General features: G+C 63.9%; 26 protein-coding genes. 9 read left to right on the top strand and 17 right to left on the bottom strand.

The window, feature by feature from the left end; translation table 11 throughout:
• The first annotated feature begins 30 nt into the window (after window positions 1-30).
• The 4 genes from KDB76_RS06450 (at window position 31) to KDB76_RS06435 (ending at window position 2,401) form a co-directional block, all read left to right on the top strand.
• Window positions 31-405 (top strand): YbaY family lipoprotein, encoded by a 375-nt coding sequence (locus KDB76_RS06450; protein ID WP_013971237.1) that lies wholly within the window; start codon window positions 31-33, stop codon window positions 403-405.
• 39 nt (window positions 406-444) lie between these two features.
• The gene (locus tag KDB76_RS06445; protein WP_235208028.1) at window positions 445-1,158 is read left to right on the top strand and encodes a hypothetical protein; all 714 of its coding nucleotides are present in this window, start codon (window positions 445-447) and stop codon (window positions 1,156-1,158) included.
• A 121-nt stretch (window positions 1,159-1,279) separates the two neighbouring features.
• Complete coding sequence (locus KDB76_RS06440) at window positions 1,280-1,678, top strand: YbaY family lipoprotein (RefSeq protein ID WP_015269180.1); 399 nt, start codon at window positions 1,280-1,282, stop codon at window positions 1,676-1,678.
• Window positions 1,679-1,711: 33 nt separating this feature from the next.
• Window positions 1,712-2,401, top strand: coding sequence for a DUF4197 domain-containing protein (locus tag KDB76_RS06435; RefSeq protein ID WP_013971235.1), 690 nt, complete (start codon window positions 1,712-1,714; stop codon window positions 2,399-2,401).
• 253 nt (window positions 2,402-2,654) lie between these two features.
• Here the strand turns inward: KDB76_RS06435 and KDB76_RS06430 are convergent, their stop codons facing one another.
• Window positions 2,655-5,720, bottom strand: a complete 3,066-nt coding sequence (locus KDB76_RS06430; RefSeq protein WP_013971234.1) for an efflux RND transporter permease subunit — start codon at window positions 5,718-5,720, stop codon at window positions 2,655-2,657.
• 6 nt (window positions 5,721-5,726) lie between these two features.
• Window positions 5,727-6,827 carry an efflux RND transporter periplasmic adaptor subunit gene (locus KDB76_RS06425; protein WP_024086391.1) on the bottom strand — a complete coding sequence of 367 codons (1,101 nt, stop codon included), beginning with the start codon at window positions 6,825-6,827 and terminating at the stop codon, window positions 5,727-5,729.
• Between the two features lie 193 nt (window positions 6,828-7,020).
• Between KDB76_RS06425 and KDB76_RS06420 the strand changes: the two genes are divergently transcribed.
• Window positions 7,021-7,662, top strand: a complete 642-nt coding sequence (locus KDB76_RS06420) for a TetR/AcrR family transcriptional regulator (protein ID WP_013971232.1) — start codon at window positions 7,021-7,023, stop codon at window positions 7,660-7,662.
• A gap of 129 nt (window positions 7,663-7,791) precedes the next feature.
• Here the strand turns inward: KDB76_RS06420 and KDB76_RS06415 are convergent, their stop codons facing one another.
• Entirely contained in the window at window positions 7,792-8,568 is a 777-nt protein-coding gene (locus KDB76_RS06415) for a class I SAM-dependent methyltransferase (RefSeq protein ID WP_024086389.1), read from the bottom strand.
• Window positions 8,569-8,671: 103 nt separating this feature from the next.
• On the opposite strand from KDB76_RS06415, the gene KDB76_RS06410 reads away from it, so the two are divergent.
• Entirely contained in the window at window positions 8,672-9,292 is a 621-nt protein-coding gene (locus tag KDB76_RS06410) for a hypothetical protein (RefSeq protein ID WP_023662151.1), read from the top strand.
• Between the two features lie 12 nt (window positions 9,293-9,304).
• Here KDB76_RS06410 and KDB76_RS06405 read toward each other — a convergent pair whose 3' ends face one another.
• The 7 genes from KDB76_RS06405 to ppc form a co-directional block, all read right to left on the bottom strand.
• Entirely contained in the window at window positions 9,305-9,994 is a 690-nt protein-coding gene (locus KDB76_RS06405) for an extensin family protein (RefSeq protein ID WP_013971229.1), read from the bottom strand.
• Window positions 9,994-10,824, bottom strand: a complete 831-nt coding sequence (locus KDB76_RS06400) for an isocitrate lyase/phosphoenolpyruvate mutase family protein (protein ID WP_013971228.1) — start codon at window positions 10,822-10,824, stop codon at window positions 9,994-9,996. Before KDB76_RS06400 ends, KDB76_RS06405 begins: the two co-directional genes overlap by 1 nt.
• A gap of 28 nt (window positions 10,825-10,852) precedes the next feature.
• Entirely contained in the window at window positions 10,853-11,722 is an 870-nt protein-coding gene (locus tag KDB76_RS06395; RefSeq protein WP_013971227.1) for a DUF72 domain-containing protein, read from the bottom strand.
• 3 nt (window positions 11,723-11,725) lie between these two features.
• Window positions 11,726-12,016 carry a hypothetical protein gene (locus KDB76_RS06390; protein ID WP_038408798.1) on the bottom strand — a complete coding sequence of 97 codons (291 nt, stop codon included), beginning with the start codon at window positions 12,014-12,016 and terminating at the stop codon, window positions 11,726-11,728.
• Window positions 12,017-12,147: 131 nt separating this feature from the next.
• A complete protein-coding gene (tsaB, locus tag KDB76_RS06385; protein ID WP_024086388.1) occupies window positions 12,148-12,822 on the bottom strand; it encodes a tRNA (adenosine(37)-N6)-threonylcarbamoyltransferase complex dimerization subunit type 1 TsaB in 675 nt (224 codons plus the stop codon).
• 171 nt (window positions 12,823-12,993) lie between these two features.
• Entirely contained in the window at window positions 12,994-13,644 is a 651-nt protein-coding gene (adk, locus tag KDB76_RS06380) for an adenylate kinase (RefSeq protein ID WP_003259830.1), read from the bottom strand.
• 257 nt (window positions 13,645-13,901) lie between these two features.
• Entirely contained in the window at window positions 13,902-16,529 is a 2,628-nt protein-coding gene (gene ppc, locus KDB76_RS06375; RefSeq protein WP_023662498.1) for a phosphoenolpyruvate carboxylase, read from the bottom strand.
• A 283-nt stretch (window positions 16,530-16,812) separates the two neighbouring features.
• Between ppc and KDB76_RS06370 the strand changes: the two genes are divergently transcribed.
• From KDB76_RS06370 to KDB76_RS06360, 3 genes are all read left to right on the top strand, one after another.
• Window positions 16,813-17,157, top strand: coding sequence for a type 1 pili tip component (locus KDB76_RS06370; RefSeq protein WP_013971223.1), 345 nt, complete (start codon window positions 16,813-16,815; stop codon window positions 17,155-17,157).
• A 275-nt stretch (window positions 17,158-17,432) separates the two neighbouring features.
• Window positions 17,433-17,846, top strand: a complete 414-nt coding sequence (locus KDB76_RS06365; RefSeq protein ID WP_003258911.1) for a DUF4398 domain-containing protein — start codon at window positions 17,433-17,435, stop codon at window positions 17,844-17,846.
• Window positions 17,847-17,896: 50 nt separating this feature from the next.
• Window positions 17,897-18,688 (top strand): OmpA family protein, encoded by a 792-nt coding sequence (locus KDB76_RS06360; RefSeq protein WP_038408796.1) that lies wholly within the window; start codon window positions 17,897-17,899, stop codon window positions 18,686-18,688.
• Between the two features lie 161 nt (window positions 18,689-18,849).
• Here the strand turns inward: KDB76_RS06360 and KDB76_RS06355 are convergent, their stop codons facing one another.
• The 7 genes from KDB76_RS06355 to prfB form a co-directional block, all read right to left on the bottom strand.
• The gene (locus KDB76_RS06355; RefSeq protein ID WP_003252219.1) at window positions 18,850-19,176 is read right to left on the bottom strand and encodes a hypothetical protein; all 327 of its coding nucleotides are present in this window, start codon (window positions 19,174-19,176) and stop codon (window positions 18,850-18,852) included.
• On the bottom strand, window positions 19,173-20,096 hold the full coding sequence (locus KDB76_RS06350) for an alpha/beta hydrolase (RefSeq protein WP_023661516.1): 924 nt from the start codon (window positions 20,094-20,096) through the stop codon (window positions 19,173-19,175). Before KDB76_RS06350 ends, KDB76_RS06355 begins: the two co-directional genes overlap by 4 nt.
• Window positions 20,068-21,345, bottom strand: a complete 1,278-nt coding sequence (locus KDB76_RS06345; RefSeq protein WP_013971219.1) for a flavohemoglobin expression-modulating QEGLA motif protein — start codon at window positions 21,343-21,345, stop codon at window positions 20,068-20,070. Before KDB76_RS06345 ends, KDB76_RS06350 begins: the two co-directional genes overlap by 29 nt.
• A 135-nt stretch (window positions 21,346-21,480) precedes the next feature.
• Window positions 21,481-22,029, bottom strand: coding sequence for a hypothetical protein (locus KDB76_RS06340; RefSeq protein ID WP_003258915.1), 549 nt, complete (start codon window positions 22,027-22,029; stop codon window positions 21,481-21,483).
• 29 nt (window positions 22,030-22,058) lie between these two features.
• Window positions 22,059-22,763, bottom strand: a complete 705-nt coding sequence (locus KDB76_RS06335; protein WP_013971218.1) for a TetR family transcriptional regulator — start codon at window positions 22,761-22,763, stop codon at window positions 22,059-22,061.
• A gap of 205 nt (window positions 22,764-22,968) precedes the next feature.
• Window positions 22,969-24,471, bottom strand: coding sequence for a lysine--tRNA ligase (lysS, locus tag KDB76_RS06330; protein WP_013971217.1), 1,503 nt, complete (start codon window positions 24,469-24,471; stop codon window positions 22,969-22,971).
• Window positions 24,472-24,563: 92 nt separating this feature from the next.
• A protein-coding gene (gene prfB / locus KDB76_RS06325; RefSeq protein ID WP_144241746.1) for a peptide chain release factor 2 occupies window positions 24,564-25,659 on the bottom strand; the annotation gives its coding sequence in 2 pieces (ribosomal slippage) (window positions 24,564-25,586 and window positions 25,588-25,659; 1,095 coding nt in all).
• Window positions 25,660-25,721: the final 62 nt, after the last annotated feature.

Genomic DNA, 25,721 nt, shown 5'->3' with positions numbered 1-25,721 from the left:
TTCAGCACATCCCTCTCAAGGAGCACCAACATGACTCAAATGAAGACGCTGGACGTTGAAATCGTTTCCTCTGGCGATAACACGCTCGCACCGTCCGGCCTGGTTGAATTGAAGCTGATCGATATTTCGAAGGCAGATGCGCGCTCCATCAGCCTTGCCGAGTTGCGTCTGCGCTGTGGCGGCCTGATGCCGATCAAACTGCCGCTGACGTTTGATACCAGCCTCATCGACCCACGCCGCAGCTATGCCCTCGCCGCGCGCATCGAGATAGACGGCCAACTGCGCTACATCACCACCAGCCGTCACTCGATAGAACCAGCCACGGTATCGGGTACACAACGGGTGACTGTCGACCAGATTGCCACCGAAAACGGTCGCCAGTTCAGCGACAACCTCGCTGAGTGACTGGCGCCTGTACCCATGACCGAACCGAGGAAAACCAACATGCTACCCGCCAACTTCATCGAGATCCGCGGGACCGTGCTTGTCCCGTCGTGCATCCATACAGCTGAAGGCGCACCGCACCTTGGCGTACGCGTACAGTTGGGCACGGATGAGAACAAGATCATCCTGGCCGCCTGGGGGTGCCAGACGCTTGGCGTCGCAATGCCTTTCAACTTGCTGCTGGACCGCAATAGCCTGCCGAAAGGTGCCGAACCAACGCTAGTGGCCAGTTATGGTGTTGGCGTCAATGAAGAGCCAAACAGCTTGAGCCTGTCGATGCCACTTGCAATCGACCAGCCTGAGCCAAACCCTCCCATGGTCCTGAGGATACCCGCCCAGCCTGGCGAGCAAAGTCAGCAGCCCCTGTCGCCCGCGATCATCGAGATGAAGAACATCATCGAGATTCCCGAAGAGTTGCTAAGGCCACAGGCGCTGATGACGTTCGGCCTGTATCGGACCCAGGAAGACGGTTACAGCAACAGAAGCTCCAGCTACATTGCCGGTGCCGCCCTGTGGCCGACACAGGGACCTGTGACGCTTACCACGTACCTGGATGGCAACACAGTCAATGACGACGAACCCTTGCATCTGCGCGTGGCCTACTACGACCCACATACCATGACCCCGTACGCCGCGAGAACGCTGCGCGGCCTGACCCTTCAAAGCGTTACCGAACTGGAGGCAATCAGCCTGCGACCGCCGCGCCGCAGCTGAATATTGCGCTTCGCCTTGCTCTCCCCCTCCTTGTCGCATCTTCATCAAGGACCCACCAGAAGAAATCCGCTAAAGTCCCTGGGGTTGGCCACAAGCCAACGCCAAGGACTTCGGAGATACCATGAAAAAGCTCTTTATGCTGTGTTGCGCATCCTTGCTAGCAGCCTGTTCCAGCCATACCCCGTCCAACCAGGCCAGCCTGGATGGCGAAGTCTTCTACCTGCAACGCAGTGCCCTGCCACCGGCCGCCACCCTCAGCGTGGAGCTGCAGGACGTCTCGCTGATGGACGCCCCGGCGGTTACCCTGGCCCGCCAGGCTGGCCCGGTCAAAGGCAACGTACCGCTGCCATTCCACCTCATCTACGACCCGGCCCAGGTCAAGCCAGGCCACCGCTATGCGGTAAGCGCGCGCATCGAGCTGGACGGCAAGCTGCTGTTCATAAACACCGAGCACCACGGTGTCATGCTCGACGGCAGTGACCCTCAGCCCGTGCGGATCAAGGTCGATCCGGTCCGCTGACACCCGTATTCATCTGTTTACAAGGAAAGCTTCATGATCCGCACTTCCCTGCGCTTCACCACCCTGTGTGCCGGCCTGCTGCTGTCGGCCAGTGCCCTGGCCCTGTCGCTGGGCGATCTGACCCAGAAAGACGCCACTGGCGGCCTGAAGGATGCCCTGACCCAAGGCGCACAATTGGCCGTCAAGCAGCTGAGCACCCCCGGCGGCTTCAGCGACAACCCCGACGTGCGCATCGAACTGCCTGGCAACCTGGGCAAGGCCGCCAAGGCGATGAAGATGTTCGGCAAGGGTGAACAGGTCGAGGCCTTGGAAGCCAGCATGAACAAGGCCGCCGAGGCTGCTGTGCCGCAGGCCCAGGCGATTCTGGTAGATGCCGTGAAGAACATGAGCGTGACCGATGCCAAGGGCATCCTCGCCGGCGGTGACGATTCGGCCACCCAGTACCTGAACAAGAGCAGCCGCGAGCAGATCCGCGCCAAGTTCCTGCCGATCGTCAAGCAGGCTACCGACAAGGTTGGCCTGGCTCAGCAGTACAACAACTTTGCCGGGCAGGCAGTGGCGTTGGGTGTGGTCGATGCCAAGAGCGCCAGCATCGAGAACTACGTGACTGAAAAGGCACTGGATGGCCTGTTTGAAATGATTGCCAAGCAGGAGCAGAGCATTCGTCAGAACCCGGCCGAAGCGGCTACAAGCCTGGCCAAGAAGGTCTTCGGCGCCCTCTGAGGGCCCCCTGGGGGCTGCTTTGCAGCCCATCGCCGGCAAGCCAGCTCCCACAGAGATAGCGCATGGCTTGAGGACAATGCGGTCGAGGTGGGAGCGGCTTTAGCCGCGAAGAATCCAACGCGGTGTATGGCACCGGCTGCGCCGGTGTTCGCGGCTAAAGCCGCTCCCACAGTGTCCCTGCTAACGAGTTATGTGCAGTTCTGTGGGAACTGGCTTGCCGGCGATTCGAGGGCAAAGCCCTCCCCTGCGGCCTTCAGCCCTTCTTCACCCTGAACCAAGCCGCATACAACGCCGGCAAGAACAGCAGGGTAAGCACGGTGGCCACGATCAACCCGCCCATGATCGCCACCGCCATCGGCCCGTAGAACACACTGCGCGACAACGGGATCATCGCCAGCACCGCCGCCAGAGCAGTCAGCACGATCGGGCGGAAGCGCCTCACCGTGGCTTCGATGATCGCTTGCCAGCGATCCAGCCCCGCCGCGATGTCCTGCTCGATCTGGTCCACCAGGATCACCGAGTTGCGCATGATCATCCCCGCCAGGGCAATGGTGCCAAGCATGGCGACAAAGCCGAACGGCTGGCGGAATACCAGCAAGAACAAGGTCACGCCAATCAGCCCCAGCGGCGCAGTGAGGAACACCATCACCGTGCGCGAGAAGCTGCGCAGCTGGATCATCAGCAAGCTCAGCACCACCACCACGAACAGCGGCATGCCGGCATTCACCGACTTCTGCCCGCGCTCGGAGTCCTCGACCGTGCCGCCCACTTCCAGCAAATAGCCGTCCGGCAGCTTGGCGCGGATGTCATGCAGGGTCGGCTCGATCTGCTTCACCAGCGTCGCCGGCTGCTCCTTGTCGTAGATATCGGCGCGCACGGTCACCGTCGGCAAGCGGTTACGGTGCCAGATGATGCCCTCCTCGAAGCCGTACTCCAGAGTCGCGACCTGCGACAACGCCACGCTCTGGCCATTGTCGGTCGGCAGTGCCAGGCTGCCGAGGTTGCCCAGCTCGCTGCGTTCCTGCCGAGTGCCGCGCAGCAGGATCTCGATCAACTCGTTGTCCTCGCGATACTGGCTGACCGTGGTGCCGGTCAGCGAGCTTTGCAGGAAGCTCGACAGGTGAGCGGTGCTCACGCCCAAGGCGCGGGCGCGGTCCTGGTCGATTTCGAGGAACACCGCCTTGCTCGGCTCTTCCCAGTCCAGGTGCACATTCACCACATGCGGGTTCTGGCGCACCTTGTCGGCCACTTCACGGGCCAGCGCACGGGCCTTCTCGATGTGCTCGCCAGTCACCCGGAACTGCACTGGGTACCCCACGGGCGGGCCATTTTCCAGGCGGGTGACCCGGGCACGCAGGTCGGGGAACTGCTGGTCCATGGTGCTGATCAGCCAGCTGCGCAGGCGCTCGCGGTCCTCCATCGACTTAGCCAGTACCACGAACTGGGCGAAGCTGGCCGCCGGCAGCTGCTGGTCCAGTGGCAGGTAGAAACGCGGCGAACCGGTGCCCACGTAGGCCACATAATTGTCGATACCTTCCTGCTGCTTGAGCAACGCCTCCAGTTGCTTGACCCGCTCGGCGGTGTTGGCCAGCGAGGCACCCTCGGCCAGTTTCAGGTCGACCATCAACTCCGGGCGCCCTGAGGCCGGGAAGAACTGCTGGGGCACGAAACGGAACAGCAGGATACTTCCTACAAAGGCGGCAATGGTCAGCAGGATCACCGTCTTGCGCCGCCGCACGCACCACTCCACCACACGCCGTACACGCTGGTAGAACGGTGTGGCGTAAGGGTCTGGCGCGTGGCCGTCCTTGCCATGACGGGAGGCATGCAGCTTGGCCAGGTCCGGCAGCAGGCGCTCGCCCAGGTAAGGCACGAATACCACGGCGGCGACCCAGGAGGTCAGCAAGGCGATGGTCACCACCTGGAAAATCGAACGGGTGTATTCGCCCGTACTGGAGGCCGCCGTGGCAATGGGCAGGAAACCCGCCGCCGTGATCAGGGTGCCGGTGAGCATCGGGAACGCGGTGCTGCTCCAGGCGTAGCTGGCCGCCTTGAGGCGGTCGTAGCCCTGCTCCATCTTGATCGCCATCATCTCCACGGCAATGATCGCATCATCGACCAACAAGCCCAAGGCCAGCACCAGCGCGCCGAGGGAGATCTTGTGCAGGCCGATACCGAAGTAGTGCATGGCGGCGAAGGTCATGGCCAGCACCAACGGGATGGCCAGCGCCACCACCAGCCCCGTGCGCAAGCCCAACGAGAAGAAACTTACCAACAGCACGATGACCAGCGCCTCGACCAGCACCTGGACAAACTCGCCCACGCCGGCCTTGACCGCCGCCGGCTGGTCCGAGACCTTGCGCAGTTCCATGCCGGCCGGCAGGCTGCGTGCCAGGCGCTCGAACTCGCTTTCCAATGCCTTGCCCAGCACCAGGATGTCGCCGCCGTCCTTCATCGAAACCGCCAGGCCAATGGCATCCTCGCCCATGAAACGCATGCGCGGTGCGGGCGGGTCGTTGAAGCCGCGGTGCACCTCGGCCACATCGCCGATACGGAAGGTGCGTTCAGCTATGCGGATGGGGAACTGGCGGATCTGCTCGACGCTGTCGAAGCGCCCGCTCACCCGCAGTTGCAGGCGCTCGCTGGGCGTTTCGAAGAAACCGGCGGTGCTGACCGCATTCTGCTCCTGCAGGGCCTGCTGCACGGCCTCCAGCGGCACGCCGAGGGTGGCCAGCTTGACGTTGGATAGCTCGATCCAGATTTTCTCGTCCTGCAGCCCGATCAGCTCGACCTTGCCCACGTCCTTGACCCGCTGCAACTGGATCTGGATACGGTCGGCATAGTCCTTGAGCACCGCGTAGTCGAAGCCCTCACCGGTCAGTGCATAGATATTGCCGAAGGTGGTGCCGAACTCGTCATTGAAGAACGGGCCCTGGATCTCCGGCGGCAAGGTGTGGCGGATGTCCGCGACCTTCTTGCGGATCTGGTACCACAGCTCGGGGATGTCCCTGGAATGCAGCGAGTCGCGGGCCATGAAGGTGACCTGCGATTCGCCCGGGCGGGAGAACGAGACGATCCGCTCGTACTCGCCGGTTTCCATCAGCTTTTTTTCGATGCGCTCGGTGACCTGACGCGACACTTCCTCAGCGGTGGCACCGGGCCACAGGGTACGAATGACCATGGCCTTGAAGGTGAACGGCGGGTCCTCACTCTGGCCGAGCTTGGTGTAGGACATGGCGCCAATGGCCGCCAGCAGGATCATCAGGAACAGGACGATCTGGCGGTTGCGCAGCGCCCAGGCAGAAAGGTTGAAACCCATCGGGACTTACTCCTTGGCCGTCAGGTTCACTACGCGGTTGGTACGGTCCACGGGGCGTATCTCCTGGCCCTCGCGCAATACATGGCCACCCGCGGCGACAACCCAGTCGCCGGGGGCGAGGCCTTCAAGCACGGGTACGCTGTCGGCGCCGTAGGGCCCCAGGCGCACCACTGCCCGCTCCAGGCGGCTGTCCTTGTTGACCCGCCAGACGTAGGCCTGGCCGTTTTCCGCTGTGACTGCCGACAGGGGCACCGCCAACGGGATCAGCCCTTCGTGGGCGATGAACACCCGGGCGCTCTGGCCCAGCTCCGCCGGGGTGTCGGCCGAGGTAAAGGCGATGCGGGCAGCGAAAGTGCGCGAACGTGGGTCGGCAGCCGGTGACAGCTCGCGGATACGCCCCTGGAAGCGCTCCTGCGGGTGCGACCATAGCTCCACGCTCACCGGCTGGCCCACGGCAAAGCGGGCGAACTGCTGCTCCGGCAGGCCGATGGCGACTTCCCGCTCGCCATCTGCGGCCAGGGTGAACACGGTCTGCCCTGCGCCGACCACCTGGCCCACTTCCACCTGGCGCTTGGCGATCACCCCGGCCTGCGGGGCGCGCAGCACAGCATATTCAGCCTGGTTACCAGCCACGTCGAACTCGGCCTTGGCCTGTTTCAGCCGGGCCAGGCCGGCACGGTAGAGATTTTCGGCGTTATCGAACTGGGAATGGCTGACCATTTGCCGGTCCAGCAGCTTCTGGTAGCGATCGCGCTCGGCGCGCACCAGCGACAGGTTGGCCTCGGCGGCTGCCAGCTGGGCACGGTTGGCCTCCAGTTGCAGGCGCACATCCTGCGGGTCCAGTTCGGCCAGCGGCTGTTCGGCCTTTACCCGCTGCCCCTCCTCGACCAGGCGCTTGCTGACCTTGCCGCCTATGCGGAAAGCCAGTTCCGGCTCGAAGCGTGCACGCACTTCGCCGGGGTAACTGTCGGCAGCGGCTTCGGCCGGCTGCGGCTGCACCACCAGCGCCGGGCGCGGCGCAGCCGGTGGGGCGGCTTCCTGGCCGCACGCCGCCAGCAACATCGCGGCAGCGGCAGACAGAGCAATGAACAAGGCAGGGCGCAACATGATGAATCCTTTCGCGATGGGTACATTCAATATTTGTACTGGGGAGTATATTAAGTCAGGCAACCGGCGCCGGGAAGGTAGGATGCATTGGTTTTTGCAGGATATGGCCGAAGCCCTGTTCGCCTGACACGCCAGAACGGTTCAACTCGAAGGCTGGCGCCTGACCCGTTAAGATGAGCGATTCTTCAACCAGATGCAGACCACAATGTCCAACGACGCACCCATCGGCCCGGGCCGGCCCAAGGACCTGGCCAAACGCGAGGCAATTCTCGAAGCAGCCAAAGCCCTTTTCCTCAGCCTCGGCTACGCCAACACCAGCATGGATGCGGTCGCTGCGGCGGCAGGTGTTTCAAAGCTCACCGTATACAGCCACTTCACCGACAAGCAGACGCTTTTCGGCTCGGCGGTAATGGCAACCTGCCAGATCCAGTTGCCCGACATGCTGTTCGAGTACCCCGAGGGGGTGCCGGTGGAAGAGGTGCTGCTGACTATTGCCCGTGGTTTCCAGGCGCTGATCAGCAGCGATGAGGCAGTCAAGCTCAGCCGCTTGATCATGGCCCAGGGCAGCCTGGACCCGAGCTTTGGCGAGTACTTCTACGAAGCCGGGCCCAAGCGCGTGCTGGCGGGGATGGAGGCACTGTTGCGAGGGGCGCATGAGCGCGGCCTGTTGCGTATCGACAACCCCCTGCGTGCGGCGGAGCACTTCTTCTGCCTGGTCAAGGGCGCACCGGATTACCGGTTGCTGCTGGGGTGCGCGGGGCCGCTGGAGGGGGATGAGGCCGAGGCGCATGTGCGCGAGGTGGTTGGGGTGTTCTTGCGGGCATTCCAGCCCTGATATCAGGCTGCCTGTGCGGGCCTCTTCGCGGGTAAACCCGCTCCCACAGGGTCGATGTGATCTTGAAGTTTGTACAGCACCTGTGGGAGCGGGTTTACCCGCGAAGAGGCCCGAACAGGCATAGCCAAATCAGGCCTTCAGCGCCTTCTTCGGGTAAATGTCATACCGGCTCGACTTGCCCTCCAGGCTGTGGCTCGGCTTGGGCCCGTCAATGATCGGCGCCTTGCGCGGCCGCTTCACCACCACCCGGTGGCTGGCCAGCGCCAGGGCGGCTTCGAGCAGGGCCGGGGCATCCAGGTCATCACCGACCAATGGGCGGAACACACGCATTTCCTTCTTCACCAGCGCACTCTTGTCCCGGTGCGGGAACATCGGGTCGAGGTAGATCACCTGGGGCGCCTCGCCTTCCCAGGCGCGCATGCGCTCGATGGCGTTGCCGGTCAGCAGGCGCATGCGCCCCACGATCGGCCCCACCTCTTCATCCGCACGGGCCCGCGCCAGGCCGTCCTCCAGCAGCGCGGCAATCAGCGGCTGGCGTTCGATCAGGGTCATCTGGCAGCCCAGGCTGGCCAGCACGAACGCGTCCTTGCCCAGCCCGGCAGTGGCATCCAGCACCTGCGGACGCACGCCCTGGGCAATGCCCACCGCCTTGGCGATCATCTGCCCGTTGCCACCACCGAACAGGCGCCGGTGCGCGGCCTGGCCTTCGACAAAGTCCACCCGCACCGGCCCCGGTGCCTGCGGGCCCAATTGCTGGATCTGCAAGCCATCGACGCCCACCTGTACGGCAAACCCGGCAGCATCGTCCTGCAGCGGCAACTCCAGGCGCTGTGCCCACGCAGCGGCTTGCGCCTCGAATTCAGCCGACAGCGCCTCGACCCGGATACCTGTGCCCTGCTCTTCCATCATTCACACCTAGAAATTAAACCCAGCCCTTAATGTATCGGCTACTTCGGCCGATACAGGCAATATCCCGCTATTCTGCCAGAGCACAACGCGCGCGACTGCCATGTCAGATACTCTTCCCATCGGCTTGACCTACCTGTCGCCTGTCGGCAACTACAGTCAGCACAACACTCAGGCACTCGGGGGCGTCAGCCACCTGTGGCAGGATTTCTTTGCCCGGGCCATGGCCGAGCAGCAGGAAGAGCCCGTAGACAGCGTCAGCCAGTCGTTCGTGCAATACGACCAGAGCAGTGGCGAGCCGATCGGCGGCGCCCGGGCGCTAGCCCTGATCGACGCCCAGCGTGCCTGCCCGGTGCATGACACCATCGTGGCACCGCCCGAGCCACTGTTCCTGCCCAAGGCAGAACTCGAAGCCAACCTGCTGCCGCCCGCCCCCGAACCGTTCAGCGCAGTCGAGCTGATCGAGCAGCAGCGCCAGCTCGATATCAGCAACAGCTGGCTACGCCCGGTGGTGATGAGCCAAGGTCACCCGATTGCCGAGCCCGGCCCCGGCCCTGTTCCGCGCTCGCTGTTCCTGCCGATCGCCGAGTTCGAGACCAACCTGCTGGACCCGGCGCCCGAACCGTTCGATGACACCACCCTGGCCAAGCAACAGAACGACCTGGAGTTCGACATTCACTGGGCACGCCCGGTGGTGCTTAACAACGTGCGCGCCCACGCCTGAACGCGCCCAGGCTCAGCGACAGATCTGCCAGCGGCCCATGTCCACATGAAAGTGGTTGTGGTGTGCAGCGTTGTAGTCCGGCCCAAGTACCGTGCTGAAGCTGTCACAAGCCGCCCGCTGCACCTGACGAAGGAATTCCGCTTTCTGCCCGCCCGCCTGCCAGTCCCGCGCAAGGACGATGCGCTGGCCGTCTCGCAGGCGAAAGCCACTGATGTCCAGGGCATCGGCCGTGGCGTGCTGGCTCAGCCGGCCCTGCTTGCGGTGGTAGACATTGCGGCAGGCAAAACTGCCCAGGTGGTCGACCTGAGCCACCGACTGCCCCAACACCCGTTGCGCCACAGGCTGCAGGCCATGGTTTTCGAACAGTGCATACGCCACTGCCAACGGACAACTGGCCAGGAAGCTGCCGCCGAGCCGCGCCTGACCACCGTCGATACGCCATACATTCCGCAATGGGCAGTTGGCAGTAGCCGAACTGTCGGCTTGTGCCCGGTAGCGCAGTTGGCTGGTTTGAAGTGCCAGGCGACACAGCGTCGGGTCATCGCGAAGGCGGGACAACTTGTATGGGGTCAGCAGGTTGGGGGGCTGACGCACGTCCAGCGGCGCCCACGGGTTCCACGCGGCGGGCAGCCGCCAACCCAGGTGCCAGGCCAGCCCCGCAAGCAGCGACAGGCTGGCCAGCAACGCCAGCACGGCCCTCATCAGCGGCGGAACAGGTCGTTGAGTTGTGCGAACGGCAGCGCCTGCTCCCCATAGCCGAAGGTGCCCTCATCGCGAATCTCCAGCGCGGCACGGTGGAAGGCCCCCAACGCGGCACGGGCAAGCGACGAGCCGACGCTGATGCGGCGTACACCCAGGTCCTGCAACTGGTTGACGCTCAGCGGCACGCCCGCCATGCCCATCAGCACATTCACCGGCCGTGGCGCGACGGCCTGCACCACCGCGCGGATTTCCTCGACAGTACGCAGCCCTGGCGCGTAGAGCACATCAGCACCGGCCTCGGCATAGGCCTGCAAGCGCCGGATGGTGTCGTCCAGGTCCATGCGCCCGTGCAGCAGGTTCTCTGCCCGGGCGCACAGGGTGAACGGGAACGACAGGCTACGCGCTGCCTGCACAGCTGCACGAATGCGCTCCACGGCCAGCCCGAAGTCGTAGATGGGCGCTTCACTGCGGCCACTGGCATCTTCGATGGAACCGCCTACCAGGCCACCCTCGGCAGCGCGCAGGATGGTCTGGGCACAATCTTCGGGCAGGTCACCAAAGCCGTTCTCCAAGTCGGCAGCCACCGGCAGCGGGGTGGCATCGACGATCTCCCCGGCATTATCAAGGGTATCGTCCAGGCTCAAGGCGCCTTCGGCGTCCGGACGGCCCAGGCTGAAAGCCAGGCCTGCACTGGTGGTGGCCAGCGCCTCGAAGCCCAGGCTGGCCAGCAACTTGGCCGAGCCGGCATCCCACGGGTTGGGGATGACGAAGGCGCTGTCGCGCTCGTGCAGGGCCTTGAAGGCTTCGGCTCGCAGGGTTTGCACATCCATGGTTCAACCTCCGGCAGTCAGGGGAAGGTCAGAGTAGCCCCAATTGTTCGACCTCGGGGGTGCGCGGCAATTCCGGCAACGCGGCAAGGCCCGGCAGGCGCTGCATCAGGCGTTGATGAAAGCGCTGGGCCAGTGCCGCGGCCAGGCGATTGTCCGAGGTATGCAGGAAGATGTAGGGGTTGCGGCCTTCCTCGATCCAGGCGGCGACCTTGTCCACCCAGGGGGTAAGAAAGGCCTCGTTGGCCTCCAGCTGCGGGTGGCCGATGAAGCGCACCTGCGGGTGCTGGCTGAAGGCTGCCGGGCGTGGCGGTACCTTGGGCTTCTTCGCCTGCGCATGCAGCACGGCAGGTTCACGAGAGGTGCAGCTGAACAAGGCGCGCGGGTCCAGGCAGATACGTTCCACGCCACGCTCATGCAGCAGGCGGTTTAGCAACCGCTCTTCTTCACCCTTGGCGAAGAAAGCCTGGTTGCGCACCTCCACGGCCACCGGCACTCCGACTTCGTCAAGGAAGTGGCAAAGCTCGCCCAGCCGTGCGGGGCTGAACTGGGCCGGCAACTGTAGCCAGTACGGCGCTACGCGCTGGCCCAGCGGGGCCATCAGGCGGGTGAAGTCAAAGGCCGGTTCCAGCTGATCACGCAGGTCGCCTTCATGGCTGATGTCCCGGGGGAACTTGGCAGTGAAGCGAAAGTGTTCGGGCATGATCTGCGCCCAGCGCGCAATGGTGCCGGGTGCGGGACGTGCGTAGAAAGTGGTATTGCCCTCGACGGCGTTGAACACCTGGCTGTAGTAGCCGAGCATTTCACCGCTGTTGGCGTCGGCGGGATACAGGTAGTCGCGCCAGGCGTTTTCGCTCCATGACGGGCAACCGAGAAAATAAGGCAGTGGTGATGGACTCATCCACTAAATGTACAGGTCGAGCCCCAGTACTTCCATGTCCCAGTCGGTAAAACCGGCAGTGCTCAGGTAGCTGGCCAATGCGGTAGCGGTGCGGCGGTCACGGGCGCGGGGGAAAATCATGTCCTGCTGGCGGGCTGGCAGGCCATCGCTGCGACGGCGGGCGGTGGCTTCCTGAGAGGCAGTTTCGACCTCCTCGATCACCTCGGCATCATCGATGGCCTCGTCACGTACCGCTGCCTTGCGCGGGGTGCGCTTGATCGGATAGGACTGCGATGAGAAACCGTCGATACGCATGGCATGAGCACTCAGAACCAATGATGGCAATTTAGCAGCATCAGGGTTCCATCGCTAATGCTCGAGTGATAACTGGACCACAGATCGCGCAAAAGGTTTTAGTGTCATCGGCGATAACCGACGAACAACACTCAGCGCTTCTTGGGTGTCGCTACATTATCGCGCAGGTAGACCGGTTGCGCCTGTTCGGCAACGATCGCCTCGCCGCGTGCCCAGGCAAAGCTGGCCAGGCTAAGGATGTCCAGGGCGTTGGGCAAGGCACTGGCATTGCTGGCGGCCACCTGCACCGCCAGGCGCTCGGCATAGCCCCAACCGGTACCGGCACCGAACCACTCGCCAGCGCTGCCCGCCGGCAGCGCCACCTGCTCGGGCGGCAGCACTGCCTCCTGGCCGACCAGGCGCATTTCACCTTCGGCGGCCTGATAGCAGCCCCAATACACTTCATCCATGCGCGCGTCAATGGCGGCCGCCACTTGCTGTACACCGTGTTCGCGCAGCGCGCCCTGGGCCAGTGCGGCCAGGTTGGACACCGGCAAAACCGGGCGTTCCAGTGCGAAGGCCAGGCCCTGGACCACCCCGATGGCAATGCGCACGCCGGTGAAAGCGCCCGGGCCACGGCCAAAGGCGATGGCATCCAGCGCATTCAGCGTCACGCCGGACTCGGCCAGCAGCTGCTTGATCATCGGCAGCAGCTTCTGGGCATGCATGCGCGGGATCACCTCGTAATGGCTGGTTACCTTGCCGTCATGCAGCAGTGCGACGGAACAGGCTTCGGTGGCGGTATCCAGGGCCAGGAGGGTGGTCATCGAACGGGTATCCAGGTACAAGGGGGAAAAGAGCGGCAGTATAGAGCAGCGGCGGCGTTGTGTCCCGAAGGGGCAGCTGTACGGCCCTTTGACGCGGTCTCTGTGGGAGCGCGACCCACAAACGACAACGGCCCGCAAGCGGGCCGTTGTCGAGGTGCGTCGGGTGCTGGATCAGCTCAGGGCTGCCAGGACCTTGGCGGTGATGGCTTCGACCGAGCCGACGCCTTCGATGTGGCTGTACTTCGGCTTGCCGGCATTGGCGGCCGACAGCTTCTGGTAGAAGTCCACCAGCGGCTTGGTCTGGCTGTGGTAAACCGACAGGCGATGGCGAACGGTCTCTTCCTTGTCGTCATCACGCTGGATCAGGTCTTCACCCGTCTCGTCGTCCTTGCCTTCCACTTTCGGCGGGTTGTACTGAATGTGGTAGGTGCGGCCCGAAGCCAGGTGCACGCGGCGGCCAGCCATGCGGCCGACGATTTCTTCGTCGTCCACGGCGATTTCGACCACGGCGTCGATGTCGACACCGGCAGCGACCATGGCTTCGGCTTGCGGGATGGTGCGTGGGAAGCCGTCGAACAGGCAGCCCTTGGCGCAATCAGGCTGGGCGATGCGCTCCTTGACCAAGCTGATGATCAACTCGTCGGAGACCAGCTGGCCGGCATCCATGACTTTCTTCAGTTCCAGGCCCAGCGGGGTACCAGCCTTGACGGCGGCACGCAGCATGTCACCGGTGGAAATCTGGGGGATACCGAACTTTTCGGTGATGAACTTTGCCTGAGTACCTTTACCGGCCCCGGGAGCTCCCAGCAGAATTACGCGCATCTCGTGCTCCTCAAATTTTGTTATGAAATTCAATGGATTCGGCAACCAGGGCCAAGTCCGGAAAATCGGGTATGACCATAAATCGGTCAGAAGGCTGCTCAAGATACACAGCGCCCGGCAGCCAGACAAGCGTCCCAAAGTTGCAGGATTGCGCCACCTACGGCTGGCCTGGCAGGCGGTTGCGCCCGGCGCAACCACCCTCTTCGCCCACTTGCATCCCCCGCACGGCACCTGCCCTGTGCGCCCCGGGCCTACCTTCAGCCGGTATTGCGCAGGCCGGCTGCGATACCCGCCACAGTCACCAGCAAGGCCTGCTCCAACGGGCTGTCCAGAGCGGCTTCGCGGCTGCGCGAGCGGGCCAGCAACTCGGCCTGCAGGCGGTGCAACGGGTCCAGGTAGGTATTGCGCAGGCTGATGAATTCCAGCGTCTCGGGGCTGTGCGCCAGTAGCACCGGCTGCCCGGTAAGGCCCAGTACCACCTGGCACGACTGCGACAATAGGTCGCGCAGGTGCGCACCCAAAGGCAGCAGGTGAGGTTGCACTAGACGTTCGTCGTAGGCCTCGGCGATCTGCGCATCGGCCTTGGCCAGCACCATCTCGAGCATGTCGATGCGGGTGCGGAAGAACGGCCATTGCTCGCGCATCTGCGCCAGCAGTTCACCCTGGCCACGCGCCAGTGCATTGTTCAATGCCGTTTCCCAACCAAGCCAGGCTGGCAGCATCAGGCGGGTCTGGGTCCAGCCGAAAATCCACGGGATGGCCCGCAGGCTTTCGATGCCACCGGCGCGGCGCTTGGCCGGTCGGCTGCCCAGCGGCAGGCGCCCCAGTTCCTGCTCCGGGGTGGACTGGCGGAAATACTCTACAAAATCGGGGTTCTCCCGCACCACGCCGCGGTAGGCCTTGACGCCATCGGCGGCCAGTTGGTCCATCACCTCGCGCCAGGCCGGCTGCGGTGGTGGCGGTGGCAACAAGGTGGCCTCCAGCACCGCAGCCAGATACAGGTTCAGGTTCTGCTCGGCGATGCCCGGCAAACCGAACTTGAAGCGGATCATCTCGCCCTGCTCGGTGGTGCGGAAGCGCCCCGCCACCGACCCTGGTGGCTGCGACAGGATCGCTGCGTGGGCCGGGCCGCCGCCGCGGCCTACCGTGCCGCCACGGCCGTGGAACAGCAGCAATTCGACCTGGTGCTCGGCGCAGATACGCACCAGGTTTTCCTGGGCCCGGTACTGCGCCCAGGCCGCAGCCGTGGTACCAGCGTCCTTGGCCGAGTCGGAATAGCCGATCATCACTTCCTGCGGGCCGCGCAGGTTCGCACGGTAGCCTGGCAGGCCGAGCAGGCGCTGCATCACCGGGCCGGCATTGTCGAGGTCGGCCAGGGTCTCGAACAGCGGCACCACGCGCATGGGCCGAGTCAGGCCGGCCTCCTTGAGCAGCAACTGCACCGCCAGCACATCCGAGGCAGCACCGGCCATCGAGATGACGTAAGAGCCCAGCGAGGCGGCCGGCGCAGCGGCAATTTCCCGGCAGGTGGCCAGTACCTCGGCGGTATCGGCCTGCGGCTTGAAGTGCGCGGGCAGCAGTGGCCGGCGGTTTTTCAGCTCGGCCTGGAGGAACTCGATGCGCTGCTCTTCATCCCAGTCGGCATAACGCCCCAAGCCCAGGTAGTCGGTAATCTCGCTCAACGCATCACGGTGGCGAGCGGCGTCCTGGCGCACGTCCAGGCGGCCCAGGAACAGGCCAAAGGTCACGGCGCGGCGCAGGCAGTCGAGCAACGGGCCTTCGGCGATCACACCCATGCCGCAGGCGTGCAGGGACTGGTAGCACAGCTCCAGCGGCGCGATCAGGTCGCGGTTGTCCACCAGCACCTCGGCGCTGGCCGGCTGGCTGCTGGTCAATGCCGAATGCGCCCACGCGCGCGTTGCTCGCAGGCGATCGCGCAGTTGCTTGAGCAGGGAGCGGTAGGGTTCGGCACTGTCGCCGACCTGCTCACGCAGCGCATCGTCCGCCTGCTGCATGGACAACTCGGAAGCCAGCGCATCGATGTCGCGCAGGAACAGGTCGGCAGCCATCCAGCGCGCCAGCAGCAGGACTTCGCGGGTGACCGCTGCGGTCACGTTGGGGTTGCCATCACGGTCACCGCCCATCCACGAGGCGAAGCGGATCGGCGCCGCTTCCAGCGGCAGGCGCAGGCCGGTAGCCTCCAGCAGGGCCTTGTCGACCTTGCGCAAGTGGCTGGGAATGGCGTGCCACAGCGAATGCTCGATTACCGCAAAGCCCCACTTGGCTTCATCTACCGGCGTCGGTCGGGTGCGGCGGATTTCTTCGGTGTGCCAGGCCTCGGCGATCAGCCGGCGAAGGCGCTCGCGCACCTGCTGGCGCTCCCCCGGGGTCAGGTCGCGGTGGTCCTGGGCAGCCAGTTGGCCGGCGATGGCGTCGTACTTCTGGATCAGGGTGCGGCGGGCCACTTCGGTGGGGTGCGCAGTGAGCACCAGCTGGATGTCGAGCTTGGCCAATTGCCGGGCCAGGGCATCATTGCTGTGCCCGGCCTGCTTCAGGCGCGCCAGCAACTCGGGCAGCACCCGGGCCTCGAACGGCTCGGGGTGGTCGGCGTCGCGGCGGCGGATCAACTGGTACTGCTCGGCCATGTTGGCCAGGTTGAGGAACTGGTTGAAGGCCCTGGCCACGGGCAGCAAGTCTTCATCGGCCAGGTCCGCCAGGGTCGAGCTCAGTTGCTCGCCGGCGCTACGGCGGTCGGCCTTGGCACTGTGACGGATGTCTTCGATCTTCTGCAGGAACGCCTCGCCATGCTGCAGGCGAATGGTATCGCCAAGCAGTTCACCCAACACATGGACATCTTCACGCAAACGCACATCGATATCGGTCATTGGCCCTCTCTCCGGCGCGGCTCTGGCGCATTGCATCCCTTTTTCAGCCCTTACGCGATCCCCTGTGGGAGCGGGTTCACCCGCGAAGCATCCAGCGCGGTGCCTGGCACCGGCTGCGCCGGTGTTCGCGGGTGAACCCGCTCCCACAGGGGGGCTCGGTATTCGCTCCAAGAGTGCCCACAGCCAGGCGCCGATGGCAAGCCGTGATCGGCCAAAGCAAACTAAAGTGAAAGCACGACACTCCCATGCATTGCAGCCCTTTCAGGCGTCAACAGAGGTCAGCATGAAAATCCGTGAACTCGCCCAGCACTGGGAACAGAATGCCGCCGGCACCCTCAGCCCCACGGGCCATGTCCTGCATCTGGACCTTGAGTCCGAAGCGCGCCTGGCCGCGCTGATCGACATGTACCCCAAGCGCACCGCCGAGGAACTGCTCGGTGAGCTCGTCGCGGCAGCCCTCGAGGAACTGGAAGCCAGCTTCCCCTATGTGCAAGGCCGCCAGGTCATTGCCACCGACGAGGAAGGCGACCCGCTGTACGAGGACATCGGCCCTACTCCGCGCTTTCTGTCACTGTCGCGACAGCATCTGCACGCCCTGAGCAACCCAGCAGCCGACAGCGAGAAGTAACCGGCCGCCCCCGCTCCGGGCCTGGCAAAGGCCCGGAATACCGCTACGCCCCGCGAAAGTTCCAGGCGAATCGCACTGACCGATTAGTCAGAAATAGTTATCCGCTCAAGATGATTTTTTCTGAACTATCCGAAAAACGCGTCAGTCACAGCCAATAGCCATCACGCTAAAACCCTGCACACCTGCCGTTGTGCACCGTTGAGCTGAAGCGCGTGCACGTGTCAGGGAACGAGCGATGGACTGCTACGGACAACGTCGTAAACAGGAGTGATCCAATGGAACTGACCACCAAGAACACCCGCATCTACAAACCCTCATCCACTCATGTGCGCGGGTTCAAGCTGGCAGCGCTGGCCTTGGGCAGCAGCCTGGTCCTGGCCGGCTGTGCGGGCAACCCGCCCACCGAGCAGTATGCAGTCACCCAGTCCGCCGTGAACTCGGCCGTCAGCGCTGGCGGCACCGAGTTCGCCGCCGTGGAAATGAAAGCGGCCCAGGACAAGTTCAAGCAGGCCGAGATCGCCATGCATGACAAGAAGTACGACGACGCCAGGCGCCTGGCCGAACAGGCCGAATGGGACGCCCGCCTCGCCGAACGCAAGGCCCAGGCGGCCAAGGCCCAGAAGGCCGTGCAGGATGCCCGCCAGGGCGTTCAGGACGTACGTGAGGAAGGCCTGCGCAGCGCTCAGTGAGCCCTGCCCTGCCCACCTCGGTCTTCGCACACGATCAAAGGATGAACACTATGCGCAACTACGTCATGATTCCCGCCCTGCTGGCCCTGAGCGTCGGCCTTGCCGCCTGCTCGCACGACCCTAACGCCAACCTCGAATCGGCCCGCACCAACTTCTCCTCGCTGCAGAGCGACCCGCAATCGAGCAAGGTTGCGGCGCTGGAGACCAAGGACGCACAGGACTGGCTGAACAAGGCCGACAAGGCCTACATGGACCGTGAAGACGAGAAGAAGGTCGACCAATTGGCCTACCTGACCAACCAGCGCGTCGAAGTGGCCAAGCAGACCATCGCCCTGCGCACTGCCGAAAGCGAACTGAAAAACGCTTCAGCCCAGCGCGCCCAGGCCAAGCTTGACGCACGCGACGCACAGATCGCCAAGCTGCTGGACAGCCTCAACGCCAAGCAGACCGACCGCGGCACGCTGGTCACCTTCGGAGACGTGCTGTTCGACTTCAACAAGGCCGAACTCAAGAGCAACGCCTACCCGAACGTCACCAAGCTGGCGCAATTCCTCCAGGAAAACCCGGAACGCAAGGTGATCGTCGAGGGTTACACCGACAGCGTCGGCTCGGCCAACTACAACCAGGGCCTGTCAGAGCGCCGCGCCAACAGCGTACGCATGGCACTGGTACGTGCCGGCGTCGACCCAGCGCGCATCGTCGCCCAGGGCTATGGCAAGGAGTACCCGGTCGCGGACAACTCGAGCAATTCGGGGCGTGCGCAGAACCGCCGGGTGGAGGTGACCATCTCCAACGACAACCAGCCGGTGGCACCTCGCTCTGTGAGCCAGGTACAGCGGTAAGGCTGGCTAGCTGAACTGACAAGCCCCGCGATCGAAGCGGGGCTTTCTTTTGCCTGTTCCGACCCTTTCGCGGCTGAAGCCGCTCCCACAGGGACTGGCGCGGTCCCTGTAGGAGCGGCTTTAGCCGCGAAAGGGCCAGCACAGGCAGCAGAGATAATGGCTCACTGCACCTGCTGCGGCGTTTCCTCGCCCATGCAACGCACAGCACGCTTGCGGTTGTCCACCAGCACCCCGGTCAGGCCTTTCTGCTGGGTATCGAACAGCACCAACACGCCGTCGACGCACTGAGCCACTTGTGGCGCCGGGTCCAGCGAGACCTTGTAGTCCTCGCCGGGGATGGTCTTGAGCATGGTGAAGTCCTGCAGCAACAGGGCATCTTCGGGCTTGGCGAAATGCAGGTAACCGTAGTACCACAAGGCCCCCACCGTCACGATGATGCTGCCGACACCGGTCAGGATCAGCGGGATGGCGTTGCGTTCTTCACTCATTGCTTGTTCTTCTCGTCAGGGTAATTGGGCACTTCGGCCAGCCGCCGCAGGCCGTTGAAATGGCTGGGGTCGTCGAGGAAACGCAGCATCACCTGGCGCCAGGTCGGGTCGGCGAAGGTCTGCACGTGGCCACCACGGGTCAGTTGCAGCACCCGCGGCGCTGGCGCGTGCTGGTACAGGCGGATGCCGTTGTCCATCGGCACCAGGGTATCGTCGATGCTGTGGAAGAACAGCTTGGGCGGGCTGCTCAGCTGCTCGATCGAGCGGATCGCGCTGTCACCGTCCGGCACCAGCCACGACAGCGGCACCTGCAGCGGCCAGGTAATCCACGAGGTGCTGAGGGCAAAGCGCCCGACCGCACGGTAACTGGCCGGCACACCGTCGAATACCAAAGCACTGAAACGCTGGCGCTGCTCCGGGTGGGCCGCCAGGTAGTGAATGGCCATGGCCCCGCCAAGGCTCTGCCCCAGCAGCACCAGCGGCTTGCCCTTGACTTCGGGCGCCTGCTCCAGCCAGGCCATGGCCGCGGCGATGTCCTGGTACACCTCGGGCAGGCTCGGCTCGCCCTGGGACAGGCCATAGCCGCGGTAATCGATCATCAAAACCTGGTAGCCCTGCTCCGGCAGCCAGTAGCTGCCGCCCAGGTGCCCAGGCAGGTTGCCGCCATTGCCATGCAGGTGCAGCACCGTGCCCTTGACCTCCACCCCGGCCTTGGCCGGCAACCACCAGCCGTGCAGGCGGATACCATCAGCAGTGATCAAGGTGACATCGCGGTACTCGAGCCTGGCCCGCTCGGGCGTGAACGGCTGGCCGCGCTCGGGATAGAACAGCAGGCTGCTGCAACCGCACAGGCCCAGCAGGATCAAACCCAGGGCCAGCAGGCGGCAGCACTCAGAGAATGTTCGCGTAATCGGCTTCAATACGGTCCAGGCTCAGGTGGTTGAGGAAGTTGGAGAAGCACATCCAGGCCGACAGCGCATTGAGGTCGCGGAACTGCTCGGGCAGATACTTGGGCGGCTCGACCAGGCCTTCCTCGACCAGCTGTCGCAGGGTACGCATGTCTTCCAGGGTGGTCTTGCCACAGAACAGCAACGGGATCTGTTCGAGCTTGCCCTTCTTCACGGCCAACTGAATGTAGTTGTAAACCATGATGAAGCCTTTGAGGTAGGACAAGTCCTTGGTAAATGGCAGGCCATTGGGCACCGACCCGCGGAACACACGGCTGGCGTTGCTGTAGCTCTGCGCCATCTCGAACCCCTGCTCGCGGAAGAAGTTGTAGATCTGCATGAAATCGGCACCCTCCTCGACCATGTGGATGGCGCGGGTGCGGTTGGTGAGCTTGCGCAGGCGGCTGGGGTAGGAGGCGAAGGCGATCACCTCCATGAGGATGGCCAGGCCTTCCTGGGTGACCGTCGACGAGGGCGGGCCCTTGGCCAGGAAGGTACAGATCGGCTGGTTCAGGCCGTTGAGCGTGGTACCGACATGCACCAGCCCTTCGTGCACCTCCAGGGCGCGCACGTCACGGGAGTTGAACATGGCGTCGGCACGCACCTTGATGTAGTCGGCCCCGGCCGCGGCATCGGCGACGATACCGTCGGACTCGAACACACGGATGGTCTCCTCGGCCTCGCCGAATACCTTGTTCAACCGGTGCTGGAGGATTTCCACGGCTTCCTTGGCAGTGAGGTTCTTCGGCTCGTCCTTGAGGTCGCCACGGCCATCGATGTTGTTCAGGTAGTCCGACAGCATCAGGCCAAGGTCGGCCAAGGTCGGATCACCAGCGTGGAAGGCATCCGAGGCAGCGCCGTACAGTTCCTGGGAGATCAGCCCGAAATCCTCGGTGCCACGCGCTTCGAGCATGCGCACCACCATGCGGTATTCGCGGCACATGCGCTTCATGATCTGCCCGACCGGGTTGAACTGGCCGAGCTGGCGAATGATGTCGCGCTCGATGCCCTGAAACTCGGCCTTTACCGCGCTGGAATCGAACGCCAGCGGGCGCGACTGGTAGTAGGCACGGTCGACAGCCGGCGGCTCCTTGCCCTTGGCCTTGAGGAACCCCTGGCGGATGTTGTCGTCCCACTTCACCGCGTCCAGAACCCGGATCGGGGTCTGCGCCGCAACGATGCGGTCGGACAGGGCACGGATGGTTTGCTGGTATTCGTCCACCGGGGACTCCTTTCTAGTACAAGAAACCTGTACCGGCCTCTTCGCGGCTAAAGCCGCTCCCACAGGTACTGCATCAGGCTCGAAACCGGTGCGGTCCCTGTGGGAGCGGCTTTAGCCGCGAAGAAGCCAGCACGGTCATTTGCCGGAGCGCTGGAACCGTGCCACTTCAACGAACAGGTCGGAGTTGGCCGGGTCGTCCAGGTACGCCAGCACCCGCGCCGACGGGCTGTCGATCAGCACGCCGTCGCCGTTGTCTTCCGGCACTTCGGTGCTGCGCCCGGTCAGCTCCTTCTTGTCCACCGCCTGCTGCACCTGCTCGACATCCAGGTTGTAGACCACCAGTTCCTTGCCATCGACGATATCGAAACCGCCGATCAGGAAGTTGCCACCCAGGCGCTTCGGCACGCCAGCCGACAGGTACCAGCGGTTACCGTGGCGCGACACGGTGAACACGTATTCCTCAGGGGCCTTGCCCTTGGCCGTGGCCACCGCCTTGTAGGCATCACCGCCGCTACGGCTGATCACCAGCTTCAGCGGCTCGCCCCAGGCGTCCTTGCTGCTCCACTTGCCCAGCAGGGCCTTGGGCGCCGCCTGGTTGCTCGGCAACGGCTCGTGGAAGGTCACCAGACAACCGCCCAGCAGCAGGAATGACAAAGTCAACAACACCACACGCCAGGCTTTCATCAGGTTCTCCTTGAAAAGTCGGTCTCGGCTCAGGCCGATGCCAGCACCAGCTGCAGGTATCGGCTAAGCATAGCGAGCATCTGCCCATCGGCTTGCGCGTTCGCATCCTTGAGCAGGCCCTGATATTCCATCTGCTCGATAATCGCCGTCAACATTTGGGCGTCCTGTTCCGGTTGCTGCGAGCCCACCACCTGCAGCAATTGGCGGGTGCCATGCAGCAGGATCTGGTCATGGGCGCACACCAGTTGAGCCAGGCGCGGGCACAGCAGCGCCTCCTGGCGGAAGGCCTGCTCGGCCATCAGGAAATCGCGGCGATTCAGCAGTTGTCGCTGCACGTAGTCGGCAGTCATGCGTGCTACCTCGTCAGCCAACCGCGCCCGCGCCTGCGGGCTGCCGTCACCCTGGGCCAGCAACTGGCGCAACACCACCTCGGTATTGGCCCACAGCTTGGCCATGTAGGCGGCGCTGCGTTCGACGTACTGCGCGAAGGTATCGGTCAGCAGGTCCTCGATATCCTTGAAGTAGTAGGTGGTGGCCGACAATGGCACACCGGCCTCGGCGGCGACGGCGCGATGGCGCACACCGCGTACGCCATCGCGCACGACAATGCGCATGGCGGCGTCGAGGATCAGTTGGCGGCGCTGCTCGCTGCCCTGCCGGGCAGTCTTGCGGCCTTGGTATTGCACGCTTTCGGCGACGGCGGTGGCGATGCCGGCGGCGCCCTGTTGAGGCATTGCGGGTGTCACGGGGGGTACCTCATGGACAGTGTTTCGTCAGTGCCGGCCTCTTCGCGGCTAAAGCCGCTCCCACAGGGACCGCACCAGCCTGAGGGTAGTGGGATCCCTGTGGGAGCGGCTTTAGCCGCGAAGAGGCCGGTACTGACAACATAAAGCTTCAGGCAAGAAAAAGCCGCCTCGAAAGGCGGCTCATTCAATTCACTCAGGCCTGCGGACGCATGTGCGGGAACAGGATCACGTCGCGGATCGACGGCGAGTTGGTCAGCAGCATCACCAGGCGGTCGATACCGATACCTTCACCTGCAGTCGGCGGCATGCCGTACTCCAGTGCGCGAACGAAGTCGGCGTCGTAGTGCATGGCTTCGTCGTCACCGGCGTCCTTCTCGGCCACCTGGGCCAGGAAGCGCTCGGCCTGGTCTTCGGCATCGTTGAGCTCGGAGTAGGCGTTGGCGATCTCGCGGCCACCGATGAACAGCTCGAAACGGTCGGTAACAGCCGGGTTGTCGTCGTTGCGACGGGCCAGCGGCGATACTTCGAACGGGTACTCGGTGATGAAGTGCGGCTGCTCCAGCTTGTGCTCGACCAGCTCTTCGAAAATCATCACCTGCAGCTTGCCCAGGCCTTCGTGGCCCAGCACCTTGGCACCGGCCTTTTTGGCGATGTCGCGGGCGCGGTCGACGTCCTGCAGGTCGGCAGCGGTCAGCTCCGGGTTGTACTTGAGGATCGAGTCGAATACCGACAGGCGGGCGAACGGCTCGCCGAAGTGGAACACCTTGTCGCCATACGGCACGTCGGTAGTGCCCAGTACCAGCTGCGCCAGCTCGCGGAACAGTTCCTCGGTGAGGTCCATGTTGTCGCGATAGTCGGCGTAGGCCTGGTAGAACTCGAGCATGGTGAATTCAGGGTTGTGACGAGTCGAAACGCCTTCGTTACGGAAGTTGCGGTTGATCTCGAACACCTTCTCGAAGCCACCAACCACCAGGCGCTTGAGGTACAGCTCCGGCGCGATGCGCAGGAACATGGCCATGTCCAGGGCGTTGTGGTGGGTTTCGAACGGCTTGGCCGCGGCACCGCCCGGGATGGTTTGCAGCATCGGCGTCTCGACTTCGAGGAAGTCGCGCTCGATGAGGAACTTGCGGATGTGCGAGATCACCTGCGAACGCACACGGAAGGTGTGGCGGGTTTCTTCATTGACCATCAGGTCGACGTAACGCTGGCGGTAGCGCTGCTCGGTGTCGGTCAGGCCGTGGTGCTTGTCGGGCAGCGGGCGCAGCGACTTGGTCAGCAGGCGCACGTTGGTCATTTCGACGTACAGGTCGCCCTTGCCGGAACGGGCCAGGGTACCTTCGGCGCTGATGATGTCGCCCAGGTCCCAGGTCTTGACCGCGGCCAGGGTTTCTTCCGGCAGGGTCTTGCGGTTGACGTAGACCTGGATACGGCCGGTCATGTCCTGAATGACCATGAACGAGCCGCGGTTGAGCATGATGCGGCCGGCAACCTTGACCGGAATCGCTGCAGCTTCCAGTTCTTCCTTGGTCTTGTCCGCATACTGCTTCTGCAGGTCGTTGCAGTAGCTGTCGCGACGGAAGTCATTGGGGAAGGCATTGCCCTTGGCGCGCTCGGCGGCAAGCTTTTCCTTGCGCAGGGCGATCAGGGCGTTTTCTTCCTGTTGCAGGTCTTGCGCTTCGGTCTTAAGGTCGCTCATTTCGTCATTCTTTCCATCAGGTGTTCGGTGCCCCTTTCGGGCAGGGCACGCGGTACCGGCCCATGCCAGGTACCGCGGCGGTTGTGTGCGATTTACAGCCCTTGCTTGAGGCTCGCTTCCAGGTACTGGTCGAGGTCGCCGTCCAATACCTTCTGGCAGTCGCTGCGCTCTACACCGGTACGCAGGTCCTTGATACGCGAGTCATCCAGCACGTAGGAGCGGATCTGGTGGCCCCAGCCGATGTCCGACTTGCTATCTTCCAGCGCCTGCGAGGCGGCGTTGCGCTTCTGCATTTCCAGCTCGTACAACTTGGCCCGCAGCATTTTCATGGCGGTGTCCTTGTTGGCGTGCTGGGAGCGTTCGTTCTGGCAGGCCACCACGGTGTTGGTCGGTACGTGGGTAATACGCACCGCCGAGTCGGTGGTGTTCACGTGCTGACCACCGGCACCGGAGGAACGATAGGTGTCGATACGCAGGTCGGCCGGGTTGATCTCGATCTCGACCTTGTCGTCGATCTCGGGCGACACGAACACCGCCGAGAACGAGGTGTGGCGACGGGCACCGGAGTCGAACGGGCTCTTGCGCACCAGGCGATGCACGCCGATCTCGGTGCGCAGCCAGCCGAAGGCATACTCGCCCTTGATATGCACGGTGGCGCCCTTGATGCCGGCGACTTCACCTTCGGAAAGCTCGATGATGGTGGCATCGAAACCACGCTTGTCGGCCCAGCGCAGGTACATGCGCAGCAGGATGTTGGCCCAGTCCTGCGCCTCGGTACCACCGGAGCCGGCCTGGATATCCAGGTAGGCGTTGTTCATGTCCATTTCGCCGCTGAACATGCGACGGAACTCGAGTTGGGCCAGTTTTTCTTCCAGGCCTTCCAGCTCGGTCACGACGTCGCCGACGGCGCCTTCGTCATTTTCCTCGACGGCCATGTCGAGCAGGTCCTGGCAGTCCGCCAGGCCGCCGGACAGCTTGTCCAGGGTCTCGACAACCTGTGCCAGCATGGCACGCTCGCGGCCCAGGGTCTGGGCGTACTCGGGCTTGTTCCAGACGTTGGGGTCTTCCAGCTCGCGGTTGACTTCGATCAGGCGGTCATGCTTGTGATCGTAGTCAAAGATACCCCCGAATGGACTGGGAACGCTCGGTGAGGTCCTTGATGGTGTTCAGGATCGGTTGGATTTCCATGGGCTGGCTACTCGCACGAATTCGGTGAAAAGCCTGCGAGTATAACCGAGTCCGCCGCAGGG

The organism is Pseudomonas sp. JS425 (assembly GCF_018223845.1).
GTDB lineage: Bacteria > Pseudomonadota > Gammaproteobacteria > Pseudomonadales > Pseudomonadaceae > Aquipseudomonas > Aquipseudomonas asiatica.
Note: the sequence above shows the minus strand (reverse complement) of the source record. Positions and strands in the feature narration are given on the sequence as shown.